The sequence below is a fragment of the Delftia sp. CH05 genome (assembly GCF_009827015.1).
Taxonomy (GTDB): Bacteria; Pseudomonadota; Gammaproteobacteria; order Burkholderiales; family Burkholderiaceae_C; genus Comamonas; species Comamonas tsuruhatensis.
This window is the reverse complement of the sequence record NZ_WUMG01000037.1, coordinates 1-20970: the sequence shown is the minus strand read 5'-3', so window position 1 is coordinate 20970 and position 20970 is coordinate 1. Positions and strand designations below refer to the sequence as shown.

Here is a 20970-nt window from a genome sequence, read left to right as displayed (position 1 = left end):
TCAGAACGTTCCGCGCACGCCCACGCCGATCATGCGCGGCGCGGTCATGCTGGCCTCGATGCCGCCGATGCCGCGGTTTTGCTGCAGATACGTCGGTGCGCGCCTGTCGAACACGTTCTTGATATAGCCGTACAGCTGCACGCGCGCGCTGTAGGCATAGGTCATGCGCAGGTCGGCGATGGTGTTGGAGCCGACCGCATAGGCGCGCGTGTTGGCGGTATCGGAGTAGTAGCCGTCCAGATGGCGCACCTGGCCGGAGACATTGAACCGGGGGCTGGCGTCCCAGCTCACGCCCAGGCTCAGGTTATAGCCGGGCGAGCGGGCGAAGCGGTTGTGCTCGTAGCCGGGGTTGCTGCCCATCTCCTCGATGCGGGTGCGCAGCACGCCCACGCCGGCCTTGATCCGCAGGTTGTCCAGCGCGCGGTAGTCGGCGCCCAGCTCGAAGCCGTAGGCATGGGCCTTCTCCGCGTTGATGGTGTAGGACTGGGCCACGCCCGGGGAGATGACCACGGGGATGTTGTACTGCGCATCCCGCATGTCCATGTAGAACAGGTTGGTGTTGAGCATCAGCCGGTCATCGAGCAGGCTGGCGCGGCTGAACAGCTCGTAGTTCCAGATCGACTCCTTCTTGAAATAGGCCCATTGCCGGCTGGTGAGGTTCAGCGACACACCGCCCGGGTTGTAGCCCCGGCTGACCAGCGCGCCCACGGTCCAGCGCGGTGTGGCGGCATAGGCCAGGGACAGCTTGGGCAGCAGTGCCGAGAAGGTTTTCGTGTAGTCGAGGGCGGTGGGTGCCAGCACCGAAGTGCCGGTGCGCACCACCTCGTCCTGCTGGTAGCGCAGGCCGCTGGTCAGGGTCCAGCGGTCGGCCAGGCGCCAGTTCAGCTCGCCGAAGACGCCCAGGTTCTTCTTCGTGTCGTCGAAGGCGGACAGGCCGCGCAGCAGCAGGCTTTCGTCCGTGCCGGTGCGCGCGTAGTAGACGCCGCCGAAGCCGCTCAGGCGGTCCTTGTCGCTGCCCACCAGGGCGCGGAACTCATTGGAGACATTGTTCTGGCGGATATCGGCATCGCCCTCGCCGGGGATGCCCGTGTAGCGCTGCACGGACGAGCGCGAATACTGGGACTGGTTGACCAGCCGCACGCCGTTGCCCAGCTCGTAGCTGAGGTCGAGGATGCCGGTGTCGGTCTTCTGCTTCCAGCTGGGCATGGTCGTCGTCCAGTGCTCCAGCGCGGTGAACGGAGCGGACGCTGCCTCCTGGCTGGGGCGGTTGCTGTCGTTGTGGGAATAGGTGAACTTGGCCTCCAGGCCGGGAACGCTGCTGGGCAGCCACAGGAACTTCATGCGTGCGTTCAGCGCGCGGAAATCCTGATCGGCCTGGCCCCGCTGGAACTGCGGATTGGTGTAGTCGATGAAGGTATCGCGCCCCGAGTAGTCCACGGCCAGCCGCGCGGCCAGCTCCTCGCCCACGGGGCCGGAGACGGCGATGGACGCACGCCGCGAGTGGTAGTCGCCCGCCTCCAGCTGGTAGGCCCCTTCGCGCTTGAAGCTGGGGTCCTTGGTGTTCACGACGATGGCGCCCGCAATGGCATTGGCACCCTGCGAGGTGGTCTGCGGGCCGCGGAACACCTCGATGCTCTCCACATCCCAGACCGAGGTCGCGCCGAAGAACATCTCGTTGTAGTTGAGATAGTGCCCATCCAGGTTGATGGTGGCGCGCGGCACCGTGCCGCCCCAGAAGACGTTCTGGCCGTTGTTGGGGCCCTGCGTGTCCTGCCCTCGGATGATGGGCGCGCCCACCGTGTCGGTGTAGACCACGTTGGGCACGTCGTGCAGCACCTCGTGGACCGAGGCATTGCCGGACTCCTGCCGGGCCAGGTCCTTGCCGGCCTTGACCGACACGGAGGAGGCCGTGTCCTTGAGTTCGCGCCTGACCTTTTCTCCGCTGACCACGACCGCTTCAAGCGCGTTGGATTCCCCCCCGGAACCCGACGCGCCCTGTGCGAAGGCGCCGGCCGGCGCCATCAGGGTAGAGAGTGCGAGGGCGCCCGCCCGGGACGGGAGCCTGCGATGGAAACACAGCTTCACAGCATCTTCCTTTGATGAGAATGATTCGTATTTTTCAAAAGTCGCCATCATGCATTGAAATTCCACAGTAGGGAATGCATTCCCACATGCGGAAGGAAGAAACAACGGCGAAATGGTGTGCGCGCACCCGTGCAGAGCCTTCGGCAGAGCCGGTATCATCGACACCGACGGCGCCCGCGCCGCCACCTGCGATGCGCCTGGTACAGGCAAGAAAGCCCAGCCCTTGAAAACAACAACACCTCAGACGACAGCCGGCGAGAAGCGCTCCGGCACCATCCAGTCCGTCTCCATCGCCACCCGGTTTCTCATGGTCCTGGCCAATGCCGAAAGCGAGCTGGCGCTGGGCGAGGTGGCCCGGCGAACGGGAACGGGGGGCTCCACGGCCCACCGCTACCTGCAAAGCCTCGTCAAGGAAGGCCTGGCCAAGCAGGACCCGGCCAGCGGCCTGTATGACCTGGGCAGCGCGGCGCTGAGCATCGGCATTGGCGCGCTCAAGCGTGTGGATGCGGTGGAGATTGCGGCGCAGCGCATGAAGGCGCTGACGCACAGCCATGCGCTCAGCGGCGGCGTGGCCATCTGGACCGACCGCGGGCCGACCCTGGTGCGCTGGTACCGCAGCGCCTACTTCTCGATCAACCCGCTGGCGCTGGGCGACATCCTGCCCATAGACAACACCGCCTGCGGCCTGGTGTTCCAGGCCTTCCTGCCCAAGGCCACCATCGACGCCGCACGGCGCCAGCAGCCCGCCCATTTCCGTGGCAAGCCGCCGGCCAAGGCCGTGCTCGACGAAGTGCGCGAGCGCTGCTGGTCCGAGATGACCAGCCACCTGCTGTCCAACGTCACGGGCCAGGCGGCGCCGGTGTTCGATGCGCAGCATGAAATCGTCTGCGCGGTCACCACCGTCTCGGACCTGGGCCAGCTCAAGTCACCGGAAGACCGGGTCGCACTGTTCCGCGAGGCCAGCCTGATCAACCAGTCCACGGGCGGGCGGGCCTTCAGCGCAGATTCGCCTTGAAAGCCGCGCGGGGAGAAATGCCCGGGCGCCTCAGTTCACTGCGGCGCGCTCCATGGCATTCGCGGCCCTGCGCCCCCTGGGCACCACCAGGGGCGTCCCCGACACGGGGTCCGCAATGATCACGGCCGGCAGGCCGAACACCTCCTGCACCAACTGCTCCGTGAAGATCGCCCCGGGCGCGCCCTGCGCGGCAATGCGCCCGTCGCGCATGGCGATCAGGTGCGAGGCATAGCGGCAGGCCTGGTTGAGGTCGTGCAGCACCGCAACCACCGTGCGGCCGGCGTCGTTGAGATCCGCCAGCAGCTCCATCAGCTCGATCTGGTGGGCGATGTCCAGGAACGTCGTGGGCTCGTCCAGCAGCAGGATCGGCGTCTGCTGCGCCAGCACCATCGCAATCCACACCCGCTGGCGCTGGCCGCCTGACAGCTCGTCCAGCAGGCGGTCGGACAGCGCTGCCACATCGGTGGCCTGCATGGCCTCGGCCACGGCCTGCTCATCCGCGTCCGTCCACTGCCTCAGGAAGGATTGATGGGGGTAGCGCCCCCGCGCCACTAGGTCCGCCACCGTGATGCCCTCGGGCGCCACCGCGCTTTGCGGCAGCAGGCCCAGGCGCCGCGCCACCTCCTTGGCTGGAAATTGCGAGATGTGCCTGCCATCCAGGATGACCTGCCCGGCCACCGGCACCAGCAGCCGCGACAGCGCGCGCAGCAGGGTGGACTTGCCGCAGGCGTTCGGCCCCACGATGACGGTGAAGGAACCATCGGGAATGGCAAGGGACAGGCCCTGAGAAATCGTGCGCTCGCCGTAGCGCAGCGTCACCGCATCAGCACTCAGGCGCTGCGTCATGGCCGGTCATTTCCCACAATCGATAGGTCCTTCAGTGTTTGCAATGTGGAATGAATTCTACAATACGGAATACGCTGAAGACGCCGCCCTGGCGCCCGGCCCCGTCGCTTCGGATCGAGATGAACAGACTCCAACTTGCCGCCCTGGGCGCGGCCGCCGCACTGGCCGTGCTGGCCTGTTTCGCATGGTTTCCCCGCGCAGCCGTTCCCGTGGCGGGCGCCGCACCGCATACGTCGGATACATCGCATGCGTCGCATGCATCGGGTACGCCGGCTGCAGCACATGCAGACCATGCACCGCTGCCCCGGCGCATCGTCTCCACCTCGCCCAGCGTGACCGGCATCCTGCTGGCCATCGATGCGCCGGTCGTTGCGACCGCCGCGACCACGCCCAGCCGCATGACCGACGACAAGGGCTTTTTCTCGCAATGGGCCGCGGTTGCCGACAAGCGCGGCGTGCAGGTGCTCTACCGCAACCTGCAATTCGACATCGAGGCCGCCATCGGCGCCAGCCCCGACCTGCTGGTGGCCTCCGCCACCGGGGCCGACAGCGTGGCCCAGCACCGCACCGAACTGCAGGCGCAGGGCGTGCCCATGGTCGTGGTCGACTACTCCAGCCAGTCCTGGCAGGACATCGCCACCGAGCTGGGCCGCATCACGGGCCATGCCAAGCAGGCCGCCGCAGCCATTGCCCGCTTCGATGCCCATGTGGCGCAGACCGCCGCCTCCATCACGCCCCCGGTCCGGCCCGTCAGCATCGTCGCCTACAACCTGGCCGGCAGCTACTCCATAGGACGCGCCGCCAGCCCCCATGCGCGGCTGCTGGCCGCACTGGGCTTCAAGGTGGAGGGCCTGCCGCCCGCGCTGGCCGCCCAGGTCACACGCGCCTCGGACTTCGAATTCATCTCCCGCGAGAATCTCTCGGCCGCCATCACCGGCGACTCCGTCTTCCTGCTCGGCGCCTCGCAGGGCGATGTGCAGGCCTTCCTGGACGACCCACTGCTGGCCAACCTGCCCGCCGTTGCCGGCCGGCGCGTCTATCCGCTGGGCCCAACCTCGTTTCGCATCGACTACTACTCGGGGCAGCAGATGGTCGACGCCGTGGCAAGCCATTTCCGCTGAGCCATGCGTGCACGGCTCCAAGGCGCGGTGGCGCGGCCTGCCCAGCGCTCCTGTTTGCGGTCCTCCTCGCGGTCCTCCCGACACTGCAGGCGTTGGCTGGGCCTTGCAGGCGGGCTGCTGGCGCTGGCCATCATCGCCGTGCTCGGCATCACCGTCGGCTCGCGCGACATTGCGCTGGCCGACATCCTCGGCGCGCTGCGGGCTCCGGACCTGCGTGATGACCAGCACCTGATCGTCAGCCTGCTGCGCATGCCCCGCACCGTGGTGGCCATCCTGGCCGGCATGGCGCTGGGCGTGGCCGGCGCGCTCATGCAGGCCGTCACCCGCAATCCCCTGGCGGAGCCGGGCCTGCTGGGCGTCAACGCGGGTGCGGCGCTGGCCGTGCTCATCGGCATGACGGCCTTCGGCCTGACGTCCGTGCTCCAGTACGTCTGGTGCGCCTTTGCCGGCGCGGGGCTGGCGGGCGCCGCCGTCTTCGCGTTCGGGCAGTCCCGGGGCGCGGGCGCGCACCCGGTGCGCCTGGTCCTGGCCGGGGCCGGCCTGTCGGTCATGCTCACCTCCAGCGCCGGCATCATCCTGCTCAACGCGCCCCCGGAAGTCTTTGACGGCTTCCGCCACTGGGCGGCCGGCTCCCTGGAGGGCAGCGGCTATGCCAGCGCCGCCGTGCTGGCGGCCGCCGTGGCGGCGGGGCTGGCGGCGGCCTGGGCCATCGTCGGCCAGCTCAACGCCATGGCGCTGGGGCATGACGTGGGCCTGGCGCTGGGTGTCAATGTGCGCGCCACCGCGCAACTGGCCTGCCTTGCGGTCATGCTGCTGGCCGGGGCGGCCACGGCGGCCGTGGGGCCCATTGCCTTCGTCGGCCTGGTGGCGCCGCATCTTGCACGCCTCTCGTGCGGGCCGGACTACCGCTGGATACTGCCGCTGTCCGCGCTCTACGCGGCGGTGCTGCTGCTGGGTGCCGATGTGCTGGGCCGCGTCGTCGCGGCACCTGCCGAAGTGGCTGCGGGCATCGTCGCCTGCCTGATCGGCGGGCCGTTCTTTGTATGGGTGGCGTGCAGATACCGGTTGAGCAGGCTATGAAGACCTCCGTGAACACATCGGTCGTGCGCTGGGGAGCCTGTTCGTTTCTCTGGCGGCCCAAGCCGCTGGCCGTGGGCATGGCGCTGGTCGTGCTGGCCCTGGTGCTGGGGGTGCTGCTGCTGGGCACGGGAACCCTGTCCCTCAGCCCCGCCGAAGTGCTCGACAGCCTGCTGGGCACGGGCTCCAACCCCGCAGCAGAGCGCATCGTGCAGCGGGTGCGGCTGCCGCGTGTCCTCACGGCCGTCTTCGTTGGCGCGTCGCTTGGCATGGCGGGCGCCATCTTCCAGTCCATCTCCCGCAACGCGTTGGGCTCGCCGGACGTGATCGGCTTCACCACCGGCGCGGCCAGCGGGGCGATTGCGCTCATCGTGCTGGGTGACGCCGGGCCGCTGTGGACATCGCTGGCCGCCGTGCTGTCGGGCATGGCCACGGCGGCGGTCGTGCTTGCGCTGTCCGGAGGCCGGCGTGCGGCCGGCGGCTACCGGCTGGTGCTGGTGGGCATAGGCGTGGGGGCCACGCTCTCGGGCCTGAACACCATCTTGCTGGTCATGGGGGACCTGGACCGGGCCGTCGCCGCGCAGCGCTGGCTGGCCGGCTCGCTCAGCGCGCGGACCTGGGCGCATGTCGTGCCCGCTGCGCTGGGCTTCATCGCCATCGTGCCCGTCGTGCTGTGGTGCGCCCGCCGCATCAACCTGCTGGAGCTGGGCGACGATGCCGCCACCCAGCTCGGCGTCAACGTGCCGCGCACGCGGCTCACCATGGTGATGGCTGCCGTGGCCCTGACCGCTATCGCCACGGCAGCGGCGGGGCCCATCGCCTTCATCGCGCTGGCCGCGCCCCAGGTGGCCAGGCGCCTGGGCCTGTCGCCCGACGTGCCCCTGTTCACGGCGGCAGCCATGGGCGCCGTTCTGCTGCTGGCGGCCGACATGCTCAGCCAGTGGGCACCCGTGCGCCTGCATCTGCCCATCGGATTGGTGACCGGGCTGCTGGGCGGGGTGTATCTGCTGTGGCTGCTGTTTCGCACGCGCAAGGGATAGACGGCAGTGCAGGGTGCAACGGGGCGCAGCCCCATGGCCTCCGGGACTACCTGACGCCCCGCGCTGCCCCAGGCCCCACCACGGTGTACACATGCCCGGCCTCTTCGGCAGCCACCTTGGCCGCCTCGCTGCGGCGCACCTCCGCCTGGTCCTCGTATTCGCAGTTCATCACCCGGGCTTCGCTGCCGGCGTATTCCGCCAGCGATTCAGCGCTGTTGCGAATGGTCACCAGCGCCTGCGCCACCACGTCCAGCCGCTGATGGCCCTCGGGAATCTCCAGCCAGGCCAGCGCCAGCTGGGCCAGGGCGGAAACCTCGGCACAGCCTTGCTGCACGAAGCGGTCCATTTCATGCAGTGCTGTTGCGAGCTTCTGGGCGTGGGTGTTTTCGGGGGGAGGGGATGGGGGGATGTGCTTCATGGGTTGCTGCTCCTGTGGGGCGTTACCCAGTCTGCAACTGGCAAGGAGTCTGTCGGCTTGTGTCCCCTCTGATGACTGGCGTGTGGCATGGCATCCTCTTCAAAAGTGGAGGATGTTCGCTTGTCTGAAGTGCTAGAGATACTACGGGTTTCGTAGCTGTGTGCTAAATATCTAAACAGCGGTTGAAAATTACATCGAGCTGCCGTATATCACATTTCCAAAGCTGTTTTGCACGATTTTCCATGAGCCATTTTTTTCTCCTCTTATTAATAAATCATTGCTACTGCTTTGATAGACGGTGCGGATATTGAAGAAAATGGGGGTGTGAATGTTTTGCTTCTCAAAGACGATTTCAACTTCGATTTGAGAAATTGCAGCAGACTCATCTGTAACGCCGATTATCGTGTATGAAATTGGTTTGTGCGAACCAAAATCTCGTTTGGTCCTGCCGGATCTTTTTCCTTTCGGTATATCTGAAAAATCAACTAATAGTTCAGCCATTAGTCCATATCTTCCTTTTTCCCAATTTTCGATGAATTCGGCAACTATGCGCTCTGGAGTTTGTTCGCGAATAGATGTTGCTGGACCATGAGATGGTAAATGAACTACTTCTTCCGATTGGCGAGGCTTCCAAGCTTCAAGGGCGTTCCGGATTTTTTTGTTTTCGGTAGCTTTTATGAATAGTTGAGACCAGCAGAAATCATCCATCGCTTGAGGCTGATTTCTGCTGTTGGCTACTGAATTAGCCCAATCTCGAACTGCAAAAATGGTTGACCAGCATTTTGCTGCAACCAATTTGTTATCAAAGGCGAGATCACGCCCGTGTAATATTCCGTTCCGAAATGGAATGCTGATTGGTTCCTCGTTTGTTTTGTTTCTTCCTGAGCGCATAATCTTGGCAATTGCTGAAAGCCCTGTCTCATGAGCAGCAATACTGTCCCATGCTGTCATGTCAACACTATCCGCGAAGAAGCCAACACTCTTAGATATGTCATTAACAAGGCCATCTACTATTGATAGTAGAAGAGGTACGCATGCATGAAATCTGCCTGCGAGATAGTCTGTTCTGGCCAATTCAATCAATCGTAGCCTCTTCCGGAATTCTGGATGACTATGAAAGCGGATGATTCCATAGTCTAGTGTTTTTTGATCGTAGTGATCCGCAAGTAACTGTTCCGCGTCTTCGATGCCAACAGTTGTTTTTCTTTCAAGCGCCTCAATCATTACGTCTATGTTCATTGACTCATAGGCAATCCATCCCATTTGTGAGAAGTTCTCATTAAAACGATCTGGGATAAAAAGTAGTTCAGATTGCTTTTTTATCTCTTGAAGGTCGGTGAAGATTTGCCCAGCGTTGGGGAGAAAATTTCGGGCAAACGGAACGTGTTTGTATAGCGCTTCAAGGTTTTCAAAAGCGTTTAAAAGTTCTATCATCTCTTTTGATGAGGGGTTGTTGGAAATTTTCTTCATATTTATCCTAATCAGTTGTGATTTAATTTTTGAATGTCAAATGTAATTATTGAATAGGTCTAATATCGGGGTCGTCAATAATCGGTCTGACTACTCACCCAAACAACCCCCCCTCATCCAACAACTCAAACGCCACCTCCGGCGTCCTCTCCATCCCCCGCCGAATCGCCGCAGGAATCGCCTGCCGTGTCTTGCTGCACAACCCGCGCATGGGCAAGACCTCGATCTGGATGCCGCGCACCGTACGCACTTCGCTGGCGCCGTGCTCGATGCGCACGCGGATGCCAAGCTGCTCATGCATGCGCTGCTCCACATGGCGCAGGTCTTGCAGACTGGTGATCTGCTCCAGCCGCTGCAGCAGGCGTTTTTCCTCTTCCCTGGTGAGGCGCAGGATGCGCTGGTCGGCCATGGAGTCGGCTAGCAGGGCATCGTGCTCGCAGATGCAGGCGCCCGGAGGGCAGGGGACTCGGATCGGAATCTGAACGGGAAAGCTCATCGATGCCCAAGGAAGATCCGCCCCGGCCGGGACGGTGCTGGCCATGCTAGTTCAAGGCTGCAGCGGGGCCAAGGGGAAAGCCCTGGGCAGAGGCTGCAGCCGCCACGATGCCAATGACAACCATGGTTCAGGCTGGCGTGCTTGACCAGCAAGGCAGAAATTCCGGTTCACGGATGAATTTTCGAGTGAAGTGTTTTGCTTGGGCACCCAGCATTGCACCTGGATTTGCCGCTTGCCGGCAAGGAAATGAGGCTTTCGCACTTCCCGTCTAACGACGATGGAGGCGGCGCTGGCAAGTTCAAATGCCCCTTGTGTTTATGGGATACAGACTGTGCGAGAGAGCGATAAGTTGCGAATTTCTTGACCGATCAGACTCTCGATGCCTTGGTTTTCAGGGGGAGTTGGGTTGATTGCTAAAAACCAGAATTTTCCTAAGACGAAACTATGGAAAAAGAAATGCGCGGCAACTAGTATCTGCAATAGAGGGCGGGCTTCTGAAGAATTGTAATAATATTTGCCGCACGTTCGATTTAAATGAACGCGTAATTTCTGGAATCAACTGGGAGTGTTGTGATGAATGAGATTGGAATTAGGCCAAATCTAGCCGTTGGGAAAATTGGTACTTTGGAAAGTGTGGTTCAAAGAATCATCAAAGATGGTTATTGTAAGTTTTCGGTCGATGATGATTTGTATAACCTTGTCCTTGAATTTGCTGAATCTGTGCGTAGTTCTGATTTCGAGTATAAATTGTCTCATTCCGATCAGAAACACAGCGATGGATTTATGGGGATTGGTAGCGAATTTTCCAACATCAATAGCTATGCTGATATTTGTGAGAGATTTTGTTATTGGTATTCAAGGAGTGAAGTAAACAAGAAAAATGGCGTGACTGATGCAATAGTCTACAAATTGGCCGAGCAGTTGGAGAATAGAATGAGCAGGCTTGCAGATTGTATTCTAGATGAGATATTCTCTAAATTCGACATGGATGATAAACCATCTGGGCGATGTTATTCATATTTGCAGGCATGTCTTTACTATAAAGACAATGCAGTCAATGGTAGGGATTATGCTCAAGAGCCACATGAGGATGGCCATTTTCTTACATTCATAACAGCTAACTCAAAGGGGCTTTCCTTGCATAATGGGAAAGTAATGGAGCAAGTAAATTTTGCAGATGGAGAATTTATTGTGATGGCCGGCTCGGCACTATCGATTTTGTCAGACCATGCGATCAAATCGATATATCATTCTGTGGACAATCAATTGGAAATGAATAGAACTTCAGTGGTCTATTTTCTTAATCCGGATTTGAATAAAAATTATTCAAGTTTCTACAAAAGAAGATTGATGAATTTCTCACGGCATATTCAGGAAAATCATATATCATTTGGTAATGCAGAGATAAATTGATGGATGAGGATACTTTCTTTCTCGGTATAGCTTTCGGTCTGGGAATCATCAGTATTCCCAGCCCAAAAGATATCTTCTTCATCAAGATGTGCGTCTTGCGAAGAGGTCTTCTCTCGATGGCATTTGTCGCGGTTGCCTCTGATGCATTTCTGATTGCGGCGGGGGCGTTGCTGTTTGGGATGACCAGCGGAATCTCTGCTGTGGGTATGAGCATCAGGGTGTTGGCAGTATTTTATATTGTGTATTTGTTTCTCTCGATTGATCGCAAAGGCCTTTCCGTGGATGCGGTGGGTAGTGATCGTCTCAGGGGTGATTTTCTACGCATGGGGGAGTTGTCTCTAGCAAATCCCTATTCGTGGATTGACACGGTAGTCTTTCTAGGAGGGATGGCCGCCGTATCGACACATCCGGTGAGCTTCATTTCGGGGGCCATCGTGGCATCAGTTATCTGGTTTGTGGCATTGATGTTTGTCTTTGGCTGGCTTCTGTCAGAGTCGATGAGAGAAAGTGTTTATAAATATCTACCAATGTTTGCAAAGATAATATTGCCGATTATCTTGTGTGTTCTGGTTATTGAGATTTACTCAATATTGAAAGAGCCTTGATGCCGCATGTTTGCTTGCTGCTGACGGCGGGCGATGCCATTCACGACTTCTGACTCCTCCCATAAAGATTCTCCAACCCCGCCCACACCCTGCGCGTGAGCGGCTTGCTCTGGGCTGCGGGTCGCCGGTAGAGCCGCACGTTGATGGGCACGTCCTTGTCGGGCCCGGCCGCGCGGGCCAGGCGGCCCTCGGTCAGGTCGGTCTTGACCAGGGTGAGCGGCAGCCAGGCCAGGCCCAGGCCCTGGTGGACCATGGCGTGCAGGGAGTCGGCGAGGTCGGCCTCGTAGACGGTGCGCAGGCGCGTGGTGTCGCACAGCTCGTGCAGGTGGCTGCGCAGGATCTTGCCCAGGGACATGCTTTGCGCGTAGTCCAGGTAGGGCACCAGCGGGCCGCCGCCGTGGGCGGGCAGGGCGTATTTGGGCAGTTGGGGGACCAGGGGGATGCTGACGGGGATCAGCGTGTCCTGGCCCACGGGCAGCCAGGCCAGGTGGTGGCCCTGCAGGCTGCCTTCGATGGCGGGCTGGGCGTGGCACATGAGCAGGTCCACCTTGCCTTGCAGCAGCATTTCCACGCCGTAGTCCAGGCTGGTGGTGACCACTTTCCAGCACAGCTGGGGCATGGCCTGGTTGAGGGCGGTGATGATGCCCGGCAAGACGGTGTGCGACAGCGTGCGGCCGGCCGCGATGGTGATGGTTTCGTCGCGCGTGCGGTGGGGGCGCTGCAGCAGGCCGTGGGTCTGCTCCAGGATGCCCAGCACTTCATGGGCCGAGGCCAGCAGCGTCTTGCCGGCGGCCGTGAGCGTGGTGGATTGGTGGCCGCGCTCGACCAGGGGCGTGCCAGCCCATTCCTCCAGCGCGCGGATGCGGCGGCCAAAGGCGGGGTGGGTGATGTGGCGGCGCTCGGCGGCCTTGTAGAGGCTGCCGGTGTCGGCCAGGGCCTGCAGGTCCTGCAGCAGTTTGAGGTTGAGTTCGTGCATGGGTAGGGTGGGTGCAGGGCTGTGCTGATCCGGCACAGCCCCGCCGCAATCGGCACAGCACCAAGGCGGGGCATGCCTAGCATGACGGCATGCGAGAGAAGCCCTGTTATGCCTGAAGTTTGCCTCAGGAAGATGCAAAGCCATTTCATTGGCGGTGCGCAGCGCACGGTGAGGGATCTGCCGATCCAGCACAGGGAAGTGGTGCGCAACGGCGGCGAGCGGCCGCTGGACATGAATGGCAGCTATGCCGTGGGCCAGATGTACGCCATGGAGTACCGGCTGGCGCGTCCGCGCAGCCCCCTGCCGGTGCTGCTGTGGCACGGCGGCGGCATGACCGGGGCGCAGTGGGAGTCCACGCCCGATGGGCGCCAGGGCTGGCTGTGGCGCCTGCTGGAGGCCGGCCATGACGTGGTGGTCTGCGATGCCGTGGAGCGCGGCCGCGCGGGCTGGGCGATGTTCCCCGAGATCTATGCCGAGGCGCCCGTGTTCCGCAGTGCCGAGGAGGCGTGGCAGCTGTTTCGCATAGGCCATGCGACGCCTTCAGGCGTGGACCTTGGCCTGGGCGAGCCTTTCGCGGGACAGCGTTTTCCGCATGAGCATTTCTGTGCCCTGGTGCGGCAGATGGTGCCGCGCTGGCTGGGGCACGAGGCCATGGCCATGGCGGCCTATGACGCGCTGCTGGAGCAGTTCGGCCCCTGCGTGGTGATGGGCCACAGCCAGGGCGGTGGCTTTGCCGCGCATGCGGCCAGCCGCAAGCCGCACCTGGTGCGCGCCGTGGTGGGCGTGGAGCCTACGGGCATGCCGGTGGTGCAGCAGGAGCAACAGGGGCAGCAGGGTCAGCAGGGTCAGCAGGGTCAGCAGGGGGCGGATGCCTTCGCGCCTGCCTCGGCCATCCCGCACCTGGCGGTGTGGGGCGACCATTTCGCGCACAGCCCGCAGTGGCAGAAGTACCGCGCGCAGACCGATGTGTATTGGCAGCTGCTGCGCCGCCTGGGCGGCCGCGCCGAGGTGCTGGACCTGCCGGCCGCAGGCATCACCGGCAATTCGCATTTCTGCATGCTGGACACCAATGGCGACGAGGTGCTGGGCCGGGTGCTGGTCTGGCTGGAGCGCCTGGGCCGGTGACTGGAGAGTGCTGGTCCCGAAGAATTTCAACGAGGAGAAAAATCTCATGCAACGCCGCAATTTCATGATCCGCAGCCTGTCTGCAACCACGGCGGCCCTGGCCCTGGGCGCCCTGGCGCCTGCGCAGTCGGCCCTGGCAGCCGATGCCGGCTGGCCCACGGCCGAGCCCATCCGCCTGATCGTTCCCTTCCCGCCGGGCGGCACGGCCGATGTGGTGAACCGCCTGTTCGCGCAGCAGCTGGGCAAGGTGCTGGGCGCCTCGGTGATCGTGGAGAACAAGGCCGGTGCCGGTGGCTCGCTGGGCACCCGCTTCGTGGCCGATGCCAAGCCGGACGGCTATACGCTGCTGGGCGCCACGTCCAGCACGCACGGCACGAATCCGGCCGTCTACACCAAGCTGCCCTATGACGCGGTGAAGGATTTCACGCCCATCACCCAGGTGATCACGGTGCCGGGCGTGCTCAGCGTGCATCCCTCGGTCAAGGCGGCGAATCTGAAGGAGCTGATCGCGCTGGCCAAGGCGCAGCCGGGCCATCTGTCGTATGCGTCCTCGGGCGCGGGCGGTCTGGGCCATCTGGCCATGGAGCTGTTCAAGGCCAAGGCGGGCGTGCAGATCATGCATGTGCCCTACCGTGGCGCGGGCCCGGCGTTCACCGATCTGATCGGCGGCCAGGTGTCCATGCTGTGGGAGCCGCTGCCGGCCTCGCTGCCGCACATCAAGTCCGGCAAGATCCGCCCGCTGGCCGTGGCCACGGCCCAGCGCAGCAGCGAGCTGCCCGATGTGCCGACCTTTGCAGAGTCCGGCGTGCCCGGCTACGCCGTGCAGGCCTGGAACGGCCTGCTGGCGCCCAAGGACCTGCCCAAGGACATCCGCGACAAGCTGCACAAGGCCAGCGTGCAGGCCCTGGCCGATCCGCAACTGCGCCAGCGCCTGGCAGAGCTGGGCGGCACGGTGGTGGCCAATACGCCGGAGCAGTTCGGCGCGGTGATCCTCAAGGATGTGACGACCTGGAAGCAGGTGGCCGCTTCGTCGCAGATCAGCCTGGATTGATGCGGCGGGCACCGGGGAAAGCCCTGTGTCCCGGCGCCCACGGGTGGCGGGGCCAGGCGTCGTGACGGTGCCATAGTCCGGGGGTGGCGGTCCGGGCGCGTTGCCTGCGGCCGCGCACAAGGCCGCAAACAAGGCCGCGAACAAGGCGGCCCGCCTGACCTGCCGCTCTCAAGCCATGGACATCAACCTCATCCGCAATTTCGTAGAGATCGTGGACGCGCGCAGCCTCAGCGCTGCGGCGCGCAAGCGCGATATCACGCGCTCCAAGGTGAGCAAGGAGCTCAAGGCGCTGGAGACGGCGCTGGGCGTGACCCTGCTGCACCGCACGACGCGCAGCTTTTTGCTGACGGCGGCGGGCGAGGTGCTGTACGAGCACGGGCGCAGCATCATCCAGGAGGTGGAGGCCGCGCAGGGCGCCATCGACGCGCTGCAGCATGTGGTGACGGGCTCGGTGCGGCTGAGCATTCCCACGGGCCTGGGCGAGCTGTACCTGGCCGACATGCTGCTGGCGTTCCAGAAGCGGCACCCGCAGGTGCGCATCCGCGTGCTGTTCTCCAACCGGGTGAGCGATCCCATGAGCGCCCAGGTGGATGTGGCCGTGCGCGTGGCGCGCGACGTGCAGGAGCACCTGGTGGCGCGCGATCTGGGGCCGGTGGGCTTTGGCCTGTACGCCAGCAGCGCCTATGCCAAGGCGCGGCCGTTCCACGACCCCTCCGAGATTCCCCACGGCGTGCTGCTGACGCCGCCCGGCGATGGCAAGACCTATGCCGTCTCGGTGAAAAAGGGGCAGCAGGAGATTGCGCTCAAGTGCGAGCCCTGCATCACCAGCGAGCATTTCCCCTTCCTCAAGCAGTCCATGCTCCGGGGAAGCGGCGTGGCCACCTTGCCCAACTACATGGTGATGGACGAGCTGCGATCGGGCGCGGTGCAGCGCGTGTGCCCGGACTGGACGGTGTCCGGCCTGGGCGACAGGCTGTACATCATCACGGCCGAGGACCGCCGGCCCTCGCATGCCGTCAAGGTGATGACCGAGTTCCTCAGGGCCAGCCTGCTGCGCTTCGTGGAGCAGGCCGAGGTGTCCGGCCCTTAGGCCCTTAGGCCCTTAGTTCATCACCTTTTCGGTCTTCAGTTCTCCAGCGCAATCGCGTTGTCCGCGATCACCTTGCGCCACATCTGGCCGTCAGCGGCCAGGAAGTCGTCGAGCTGGGCCTGGGTCTGGGGCTTTCTGGCGGCCAGGGTCTGGTTGCCCAGGGCACTGGCGAACTCGGGGTTGAGCATGACCTTGTTGACGGCGGCCTGCAGGGTGTTGCGCGCGTCCGCGGGCGTGCCTGCGGGCACGGCAATGCCGAACCAGGTGGAGGCCCTGAAGCCCGGCACGCCCGATTCGGCAATGGTGGGCGTCTGCGGCAGGAACTGCGAGCGCTCGGGCCCGGTGGTGGCAATGGCCACCAGCTTGCCGGCCTTGATGTGGGGCAGGGAGGTGCCGGCCACGTCCACCATGAGCTGGGTGTCGTTGGCCATGAGGGCGGTGAGGGCCGGCGCGCTGCCGTTGAAGGGAATGTGGGTGGCGGCCACGTCCAGGCGGGACTTGATCAGCTCGGTGGTCAGCTGCAGCGGGTTGCCCAGGCCGACCGAGCTGTAGTTGAGCTTGCCCGCGTGCGCCTTGGAGTAGGCCTTGAGGTCGGCCACGTTTTTGATGCCGGTCTGGCTGTTGGTGACCAGCACCAGCGGGGCCTCGGCCAGGATGTTGGTGAGCTTCAGCTCCCGGTCGGGGTTGTAGCTCAGCTTCTTGTAGAGCAAGGGGTTGAGGACCATGCTGGCATTGCTGGCCAGCAGCAGGGTGTAGCCGTCGGCCGGCGAGCGCGCCACGGCCGAGGCGGCAATCATGGTATTGGCGCCCGGCCGGTTCTCCACGACCACGGACTGCTTGAGCTCCGTGGACAGGTGCGTGGCCAGGGTGCGGGCCAGCACGTCGACCGAGCCGCCCGGCGCATACGGGGCGATGAGCTTGATGGGCTTGCTGGGGTAGTCGGACTGGGCGAACCCGGGGGCTGCGGCTGCGGTGGCCGCAGCGGCAAGCAGCAATGCAATGGCCTTGTTCATGCGTTGTCTCCTTCTCTTTCGGTGTTGGCGGGTTCAGATCTTGCGCTGCGTCGCGCCCCAGTGGGCGTCGCGCAGCTTTCTTTTGGCGATCTTTCCGTTGTCGTCGCGGGGCAGGCGCTGGAAGACGAAGCTGCGCGGCAGCTTGTAGGCAGCCAGCCGGCCGCGCAGCCATTCTTTCAGTTCGGCCTCGGGCAGTGTGCCTGACTGGCCGGGCTCGACCAGGGCCAGCAGCCGTTCGCCGTACTCGGCATCGGGCACGCCGATGACGGCGCAGTCTGCTATGCCGGGGTGCTTGAGCAGCTCGTTCTCTATCTCGGCCGGGTAGATGTTCACGCCGCCGGAGATCACCATGTCCGAGTCGCGGTCGCAGACGTAGAGAAAGCCTTCCTCGTCCAGGTAGCCCATGTCGCCCAGGGTGATGAGGCCGCCCTGGTCCATCTTGCGGCGGGCCTCATCGTTGCCCTTGTAGGTGAAGTCGGCATAGGCGGGCTGGCGCACGTAGATCAGGCCGACCTCGCCTGTGGGCAGGGCCTGGCCCTGCCTGTCGAGGATGCGGACCTCGGCGTCCTGCAGCGGCAGGCCCGCGCTGCCCGGGTGGGTGAGGGCATCGGCCGAGCCGATGAAGGTGACCAGGCCCGACTCGCTGGAGGCATAGGTCTCGTTGATGATGGGCCCCATCCACTCGATCATGGCCTTCTTGACCTCGGGCGCGCAGGGCGAGCCGGTGGAGGCGATGAAGCGCAGCGAGGAGATGTCGTAGCGCTCGCGCACCTCGCGCGGCAGCTGGAGCAGGCGCACGTACATGATGGGCACCATGTAGGCGGTGTCGATGCGGTGCTCCTGCACCAGCTGCAGGAAGCGCTCGGGGTCGAAGCGCTGCTCCAGCACCACCAGCTCGCTGAGCATGAGCGCGTTCTGGAAGTACAGGCTGGGCGCGCTGTGGTAGATGGGCGCGGTCAGCAGGGTGCGCGCGCCGGGCTGCAGGCCGTAGGCGGTGGCGATCAGCGCCTGGTTCACGGCCAGGCGCCGGGGCAGTTCTTCCACGGGAAACGCCTTGCGCAGCACGCCCTTGGGGCGGCCCGTGGTGCCCGATGTATAGGCCATGTGGCCGCGCGGCGCGACCAGCGGGCCGTCGTAAGGAGCCTGGGCGGCCAGCCAGGTTTCGTAGTCCTGCTCCGGCTCGCGTGCGTGGGCGACGCGCCGGGGCAGGTCCGCATAGAGTTCGCCCTTGAGGCCGTCGAGCAGGTCCTGGCTGGTGATGAGGGCGCGGGCGCCGCTGTCGGCCAGGATGTAGTCGATCTCCGTGGCCGTGAAATGCCAGTTGACGGGGCAGTAGTAGATGCCCGCAATGCGGCAGGCATGGACCACGTCGGCGTATTCGATGCCGTTGCGCAGGAAGACGGCCAGCACGTCGCCTTCGGCCAGGCCCAGGCTGCGCAGGCCCTGGGCCAGCTGGCGGCCGCGCTGCTGCTGGGCGGCGCCGGTCAGCGTGCGCTGTTCGAAGACCAGGGTGGAATGGGGCGTGGCGGCGGTGCTCATGTGGGCGTGGCCTCCTGCTCCCCATCGTTGACGTTGGGCTGGTTGGCGGCCTTGGCCATCTGCCGGGCGCGCGCCCAGTCGGCATCGTCCCAGGCCTGGTATTCGGTGAAGTAGGCGCCGTTAGCCAGGGCGTCGCCGCCGTCCAGCGTGATGGTCTGGCCGTTGAGCCAGGTGTTGCCCGGGGCCAGGATGAAGGCGGCCATGTTGCCGATGTCCTCGCCCGTGCCCAGGCGGCGCGTGGGGTTGTCCAGGCGGCGGCGGTCGGCCGAGTCCTCGTTGCCGTCGATCCTGGGGCGCAGGCGCTGGCTGGCGCCCTGGGTGGGAATCACGCCCGGCGCAATCGCGTTGAACCGTATGCGCTTGGGACCCCATTCCACGGCCAGCGATTTGGTCATGGCGTCCAGCCCGGCCTTGGACATGGCCGAGGGCACGACGAAGGGCGAACCCGTATCCACCCAGGTGACGACGATGGACAGCACCGAGCCCGGCAGCCCTTCGGCGATCCAGCGGCGGCCCACGGCCTGGGTGACGTAGAAGGTGCCCCGAAAGACGATGTCCGATATGGCATGGAAGCCGTTGATGCTCAGGTCCTCGGTGCGGCTGACGAAGTTGCCGGCCGCGTTGTTGACCAGGCTCGTCAGCGGGCCGTGTTCGGCCCAGATGCGGTCGATGACGGTGTGCACGGCCTCGGGCTGGCGAATGTCGAGTTCATGCGCAAAGGCCTGCGCGCCCGTGTCGTTGTTCAGCATCTCGCAGGCCTGCTGCACCACGGAATGCCGCCGGCCGCACAGGTGCAGCTCGGCACCCAGCTCCGCCAGCTTGGCCGCCATGGCCAGGCCCAGCCCCGTGCCGCCCCCGGTGATCAGGACGCGCTGGCCCTGGAATAGATTGGCTTCGAACATGCTTGTCTCCTTTTGCTTTCACTCTAGGGAGACAGGGGCGGCTGGCAAAGGAGGGTGGTGGAACGCGGTTGGTTCCGTGGTGGAAACAATGGGCGGGGTTTCGGGCTGTGATCACAGCCAGTTGACGAAGCAGTCCTGTCCTTCGGCAGGATTGCAACCCCCCAACCCCCTCAACCCCCGCAACCGTCAAGACGCAGGCGCGGGCATACGGGGACAGGGTCTTTGCAGAACAGCCCGGGGTTTCAGGGCGCAGCCCTGTGCCCCGCCTTGCCCGCTGCGCTGCGCAGGTCGGCCACCTGGGCGTCGGTCACGTCGGCAGGCTGGCCGCCCAGGGCCGTGCGGGTGTAGTTGGCCAGGGCAGCGACTTCGCCATCGGTCAGCTCCTGCATGAAGCCGGGCATGCCGGGCAGGGGCGTGGGGCCCTGCTGGGTGGCCGGGTGCTTGGGCAGGCCGACGAGGATGGCCAGCACCAGGTTGCGGGCGCCGGCCTGGCGCACGGTGCTGTTGCCCTTGAGCGGGGGCATGGTGAGGCTGCGGCCCAGGCCCTCGCTGCCGTGGCAGCTGGCGCACAGCGCCATGTAGTGTCCCCGGCCCGCGTCCAGCGTTCCCGCGCCATTGCCCGCGCTGTTGCCGGTGCCGGAATCCGGGGGCGCAGCGGCCGGCAGGGGCTGGGGCGCGGGCGGGTTGTCGCCCAGCAGGAAGGTGGACAGCGCCGTCATGTCCTCGGCCGTGAGGTACCGGGTGCTGTTGGCGATGACCTCGTGCATTTCATCGAAGGCGCTGCCGTGGGCCGAGAAGCCCGTCTGCAGGAACTGGGCCATGCCCTCGCGCGTCCAGCCGCGTGCGGCCAGGGCTTCGGCGGTGATGCCGGGGGCCGTGAACAGCGACAGCGTGCCGCCCTGCAGCCAGCGGTCCTTCTGCATCTGGCCGAACATGCCGCGCGGCGTGTGGCATTCGGCGCAGTGGCCCATGACATTGCCCAGGTACTGCCCGCGCAGCCAGGCCGGGCTCTGGCCCTGCGAGCCCACTGGCAGCGGCGCGCTGGACAGGAACAGCGTCTTCCAGCCGAACATGAGCACGCGCAGGTTGAAGGGGAAGGGCAGGGCGGGCTTGGTGTTGGGCTGGGCCACGGGCCGGATGTTCATCAGGTAGCCGTAGATCAGGTCCGAGTCTTCGCGGCTCATCAGGTGGTAGGAGGCATAGGGCATGGCCGGGTAGAGCTGGCGCCCGCCCGGCGCCGTGCCGCGGGTGACGGCGGCGTGGAATTCCTCGGCCGTCCAGCGGCCTATGCCGTGGTCGGGGTCGGGCGTGATGTTGGTGCCGTAGAGGGTGCCGAAGGGCGTGGGCAGGGGCTTGCCGCCCGCAAAGGGCTGGCCTTCCCGGGCGCCACCCACGCCCCCCACCCCGTCATGGCAGGCCATGCAGTCGGCGGTGCGCGCCAGGTACAGGCCCTGGGCCAGCTGCTGGGGGCTGCGGTGCACGGCCTGCGGCTCGCGCTGCGGCACATGGGGCCGGTTGCCCCAGACGGCGGCAATGGCAAACAGCACGGCCAGCAGCAGGAGGACGAGCAGCAGCCCGCGCCAGCGGCGCCTGGGCCTGCGCGGTGGCGGGGGGCGGGCACCGCTGTAGTCGGCAGGTGGCGCGGCAGTGGCGGCGGTGGCACCGGTGGGGGCGGCTGCGCTGGGGTC

19 protein-coding genes are annotated in these 20970 nt (G+C 64.4%); 9 read left to right on the top strand and 10 right to left on the bottom strand.

Translation table 11 applies throughout. The annotated features are described in order from the left end of the window. A complete protein-coding gene (locus tag GRX31_RS22575; RefSeq protein ID WP_227469537.1) occupies positions 1-1950 on the bottom strand; it encodes a TonB-dependent receptor in 1950 nt (649 codons plus the stop codon). A 358-nt stretch (positions 1951-2308) separates the two neighbouring features. Between GRX31_RS22575 and GRX31_RS22570 the strand changes: the two genes are divergently transcribed. Further along, the gene (locus GRX31_RS22570; protein ID WP_096916011.1) at positions 2309-3100 is read left to right on the top strand and encodes an IclR family transcriptional regulator; all 792 of its coding nucleotides are present in this window, start codon (positions 2309-2311) and stop codon (positions 3098-3100) included. 30 nt (positions 3101-3130) lie between these two features. On the opposite strand, the gene GRX31_RS22565 is transcribed toward GRX31_RS22570, so the two are convergent. Further along, the gene (locus GRX31_RS22565; RefSeq protein WP_160854920.1) at positions 3131-3946 is read right to left on the bottom strand and encodes an ABC transporter ATP-binding protein; all 816 of its coding nucleotides are present in this window, start codon (positions 3944-3946) and stop codon (positions 3131-3133) included. Between the two features lie 119 nt (positions 3947-4065). Here GRX31_RS22565 and fepB point away from each other — a divergent pair, with 119 nt between their 5' ends. The 3 genes from fepB to GRX31_RS22550 are packed head-to-tail and all read left to right on the top strand — an operon-like array spanning position 4066 to position 7184. Next, the gene (fepB, locus tag GRX31_RS22560) at positions 4066-5067 is read left to right on the top strand and encodes a Fe2+-enterobactin ABC transporter substrate-binding protein (protein ID WP_160854919.1); all 1002 of its coding nucleotides are present in this window, start codon (positions 4066-4068) and stop codon (positions 5065-5067) included. A gap of 3 nt (positions 5068-5070) precedes the next feature. After that, positions 5071-6147, top strand: coding sequence for a FecCD family ABC transporter permease (locus GRX31_RS22555; RefSeq protein WP_160854917.1), 1077 nt, complete (start codon positions 5071-5073; stop codon positions 6145-6147). Next, positions 6144-7184 (top strand): FecCD family ABC transporter permease, encoded by a 1041-nt coding sequence (locus GRX31_RS22550; RefSeq protein WP_160854915.1) that lies wholly within the window; start codon positions 6144-6146, stop codon positions 7182-7184. The genes GRX31_RS22555 and GRX31_RS22550 overlap by 4 nt, the downstream gene beginning before the upstream one ends. 46 nt (positions 7185-7230) lie before the next feature. Here the strand turns inward: GRX31_RS22550 and GRX31_RS22545 are convergent, their stop codons facing one another. The 3 genes from GRX31_RS22545 to GRX31_RS22535 form a co-directional block, all read right to left on the bottom strand. Beyond that, a complete protein-coding gene (locus tag GRX31_RS22545) occupies positions 7231-7602 on the bottom strand; it encodes a hypothetical protein (RefSeq protein ID WP_046240848.1) in 372 nt (123 codons plus the stop codon). A gap of 189 nt (positions 7603-7791) precedes the next feature. After that, positions 7792-9072: a hypothetical protein gene (locus GRX31_RS22540; RefSeq protein WP_160854913.1), complete on the bottom strand. Its 1281-nt coding sequence runs from the start codon at positions 9070-9072 to the stop codon at positions 7792-7794. 94 nt (positions 9073-9166) lie between these two features. Further along, entirely contained in the window at positions 9167-9613 is a 447-nt protein-coding gene (locus GRX31_RS22535; RefSeq protein ID WP_442874093.1) for a hypothetical protein, read from the bottom strand. A 528-nt stretch (positions 9614-10141) separates the two neighbouring features. Here GRX31_RS22535 and GRX31_RS22530 point away from each other — a divergent pair. Continuing rightward, positions 10142-10981 carry a 2OG-Fe(II) oxygenase family protein gene (locus GRX31_RS22530; RefSeq protein ID WP_160854911.1) on the top strand — a complete coding sequence of 280 codons (840 nt, stop codon included), beginning with the start codon at positions 10142-10144 and terminating at the stop codon, positions 10979-10981. Beyond that, the gene (locus tag GRX31_RS22525) at positions 10981-11586 is read left to right on the top strand and encodes a LysE/ArgO family amino acid transporter (RefSeq protein ID WP_160854909.1); all 606 of its coding nucleotides are present in this window, start codon (positions 10981-10983) and stop codon (positions 11584-11586) included. The genes GRX31_RS22530 and GRX31_RS22525 overlap by 1 nt, the downstream gene beginning before the upstream one ends. Before the next feature lie 40 nt (positions 11587-11626). Here GRX31_RS22525 and GRX31_RS22520 read toward each other — a convergent pair whose 3' ends face one another. Continuing rightward, a complete protein-coding gene (locus GRX31_RS22520; protein ID WP_013802857.1) occupies positions 11627-12562 on the bottom strand; it encodes a LysR family transcriptional regulator in 936 nt (311 codons plus the stop codon). 132 nt (positions 12563-12694) lie between these two features. On the opposite strand from GRX31_RS22520, the gene GRX31_RS22515 reads away from it, so the two are divergent. The 3 genes from GRX31_RS22515 to GRX31_RS22505 all read left to right on the top strand — a co-directional run bounded on the left by GRX31_RS22515 (position 12695) and on the right by GRX31_RS22505 (position 15828). Beyond that, a complete protein-coding gene (locus GRX31_RS22515) occupies positions 12695-13687 on the top strand; it encodes an alpha/beta fold hydrolase (protein ID WP_160854907.1) in 993 nt (330 codons plus the stop codon). A gap of 46 nt (positions 13688-13733) precedes the next feature. Further along, positions 13734-14738, top strand: a complete 1005-nt coding sequence (locus GRX31_RS22510; RefSeq protein ID WP_160854905.1) for a tripartite tricarboxylate transporter substrate binding protein BugE — start codon at positions 13734-13736, stop codon at positions 14736-14738. 175 nt (positions 14739-14913) lie between these two features. Beyond that, positions 14914-15828: a LysR family transcriptional regulator gene (locus GRX31_RS22505; RefSeq protein ID WP_016454661.1), complete on the top strand. Its 915-nt coding sequence runs from the start codon at positions 14914-14916 to the stop codon at positions 15826-15828. Between the two features lie 35 nt (positions 15829-15863). Here the strand turns inward: GRX31_RS22505 and GRX31_RS22500 are convergent, their stop codons facing one another. The 4 genes from GRX31_RS22500 to GRX31_RS22485 all read right to left on the bottom strand — a co-directional run. Further along, positions 15864-16841 carry a Bug family tripartite tricarboxylate transporter substrate binding protein gene (locus GRX31_RS22500; protein ID WP_012205004.1) on the bottom strand — a complete coding sequence of 326 codons (978 nt, stop codon included), beginning with the start codon at positions 16839-16841 and terminating at the stop codon, positions 15864-15866. Between the two features lie 33 nt (positions 16842-16874). Continuing rightward, positions 16875-18380, bottom strand: coding sequence for an acyl-CoA synthetase (locus GRX31_RS22495; protein WP_160854903.1), 1506 nt, complete (start codon positions 18378-18380; stop codon positions 16875-16877). After that, positions 18377-19282, bottom strand: a complete 906-nt coding sequence (locus tag GRX31_RS22490; RefSeq protein WP_016448092.1) for an SDR family oxidoreductase — start codon at positions 19280-19282, stop codon at positions 18377-18379. Before GRX31_RS22490 ends, GRX31_RS22495 begins: the two co-directional genes overlap by 4 nt. A gap of 242 nt (positions 19283-19524) precedes the next feature. Beyond that, positions 19525-20970: c-type cytochrome (locus GRX31_RS22485; RefSeq protein ID WP_237426750.1), on the bottom strand; the 1446-nt coding region annotated here is incomplete at its 5' end.

What these genes read in the sequence shown, in the direction of transcription:
- GRX31_RS22505 (WP_016454661.1), top strand. Translation starts at nt 14,914, where the DNA reads ATGGACATCAACCTCATCCGCAATTTCGTAGAGATCGTGGACGCGCGC.
- GRX31_RS22500 (WP_012205004.1), bottom strand. Translation starts at nt 16,841, where the DNA reads ATGAACAAGGCCATTGCATTGCTGCTTGCCGCTGCGGCCACCGCAGCC.
- GRX31_RS22515 (WP_160854907.1), top strand. Translation starts at nt 12,695, where the DNA reads ATGCAAAGCCATTTCATTGGCGGTGCGCAGCGCACGGTGAGGGATCTG.
- GRX31_RS22510 (WP_160854905.1), top strand. Translation starts at nt 13,734, where the DNA reads ATGCAACGCCGCAATTTCATGATCCGCAGCCTGTCTGCAACCACGGCG.
- GRX31_RS22550 (WP_160854915.1), top strand. Translation starts at nt 6,144, where the DNA reads ATGAAGACCTCCGTGAACACATCGGTCGTGCGCTGGGGAGCCTGTTCG.
- GRX31_RS22525 (WP_160854909.1), top strand. Translation starts at nt 10,981, where the DNA reads ATGGATGAGGATACTTTCTTTCTCGGTATAGCTTTCGGTCTGGGAATC.
- GRX31_RS22520 (WP_013802857.1), bottom strand. Translation starts at nt 12,562, where the DNA reads ATGCACGAACTCAACCTCAAACTGCTGCAGGACCTGCAGGCCCTGGCC.
- GRX31_RS22490 (WP_016448092.1), bottom strand. Translation starts at nt 19,282, where the DNA reads ATGTTCGAAGCCAATCTATTCCAGGGCCAGCGCGTCCTGATCACCGGG.
- GRX31_RS22545 (WP_046240848.1), bottom strand. Translation starts at nt 7,602, where the DNA reads ATGAAGCACATCCCCCCATCCCCTCCCCCCGAAAACACCCACGCCCAG.
- fepB (WP_160854919.1), top strand. Translation starts at nt 4,066, where the DNA reads ATGAACAGACTCCAACTTGCCGCCCTGGGCGCGGCCGCCGCACTGGCC.
- GRX31_RS22555 (WP_160854917.1), top strand. Translation starts at nt 5,071, where the DNA reads ATGCGTGCACGGCTCCAAGGCGCGGTGGCGCGGCCTGCCCAGCGCTCC.
- GRX31_RS22565 (WP_160854920.1), bottom strand. Translation starts at nt 3,946, where the DNA reads ATGACGCAGCGCCTGAGTGCTGATGCGGTGACGCTGCGCTACGGCGAG.
- GRX31_RS22495 (WP_160854903.1), bottom strand. Translation starts at nt 18,380, where the DNA reads ATGAGCACCGCCGCCACGCCCCATTCCACCCTGGTCTTCGAACAGCGC.
- GRX31_RS22540 (WP_160854913.1), bottom strand. Translation starts at nt 9,072, where the DNA reads ATGAAGAAAATTTCCAACAACCCCTCATCAAAAGAGATGATAGAACTT.
- GRX31_RS22530 (WP_160854911.1), top strand. Translation starts at nt 10,142, where the DNA reads ATGAATGAGATTGGAATTAGGCCAAATCTAGCCGTTGGGAAAATTGGT.
- GRX31_RS22535 (WP_442874093.1), bottom strand. Translation starts at nt 9,613, where the DNA reads ATGGCCAGCACCGTCCCGGCCGGGGCGGATCTTCCTTGGGCATCGATG.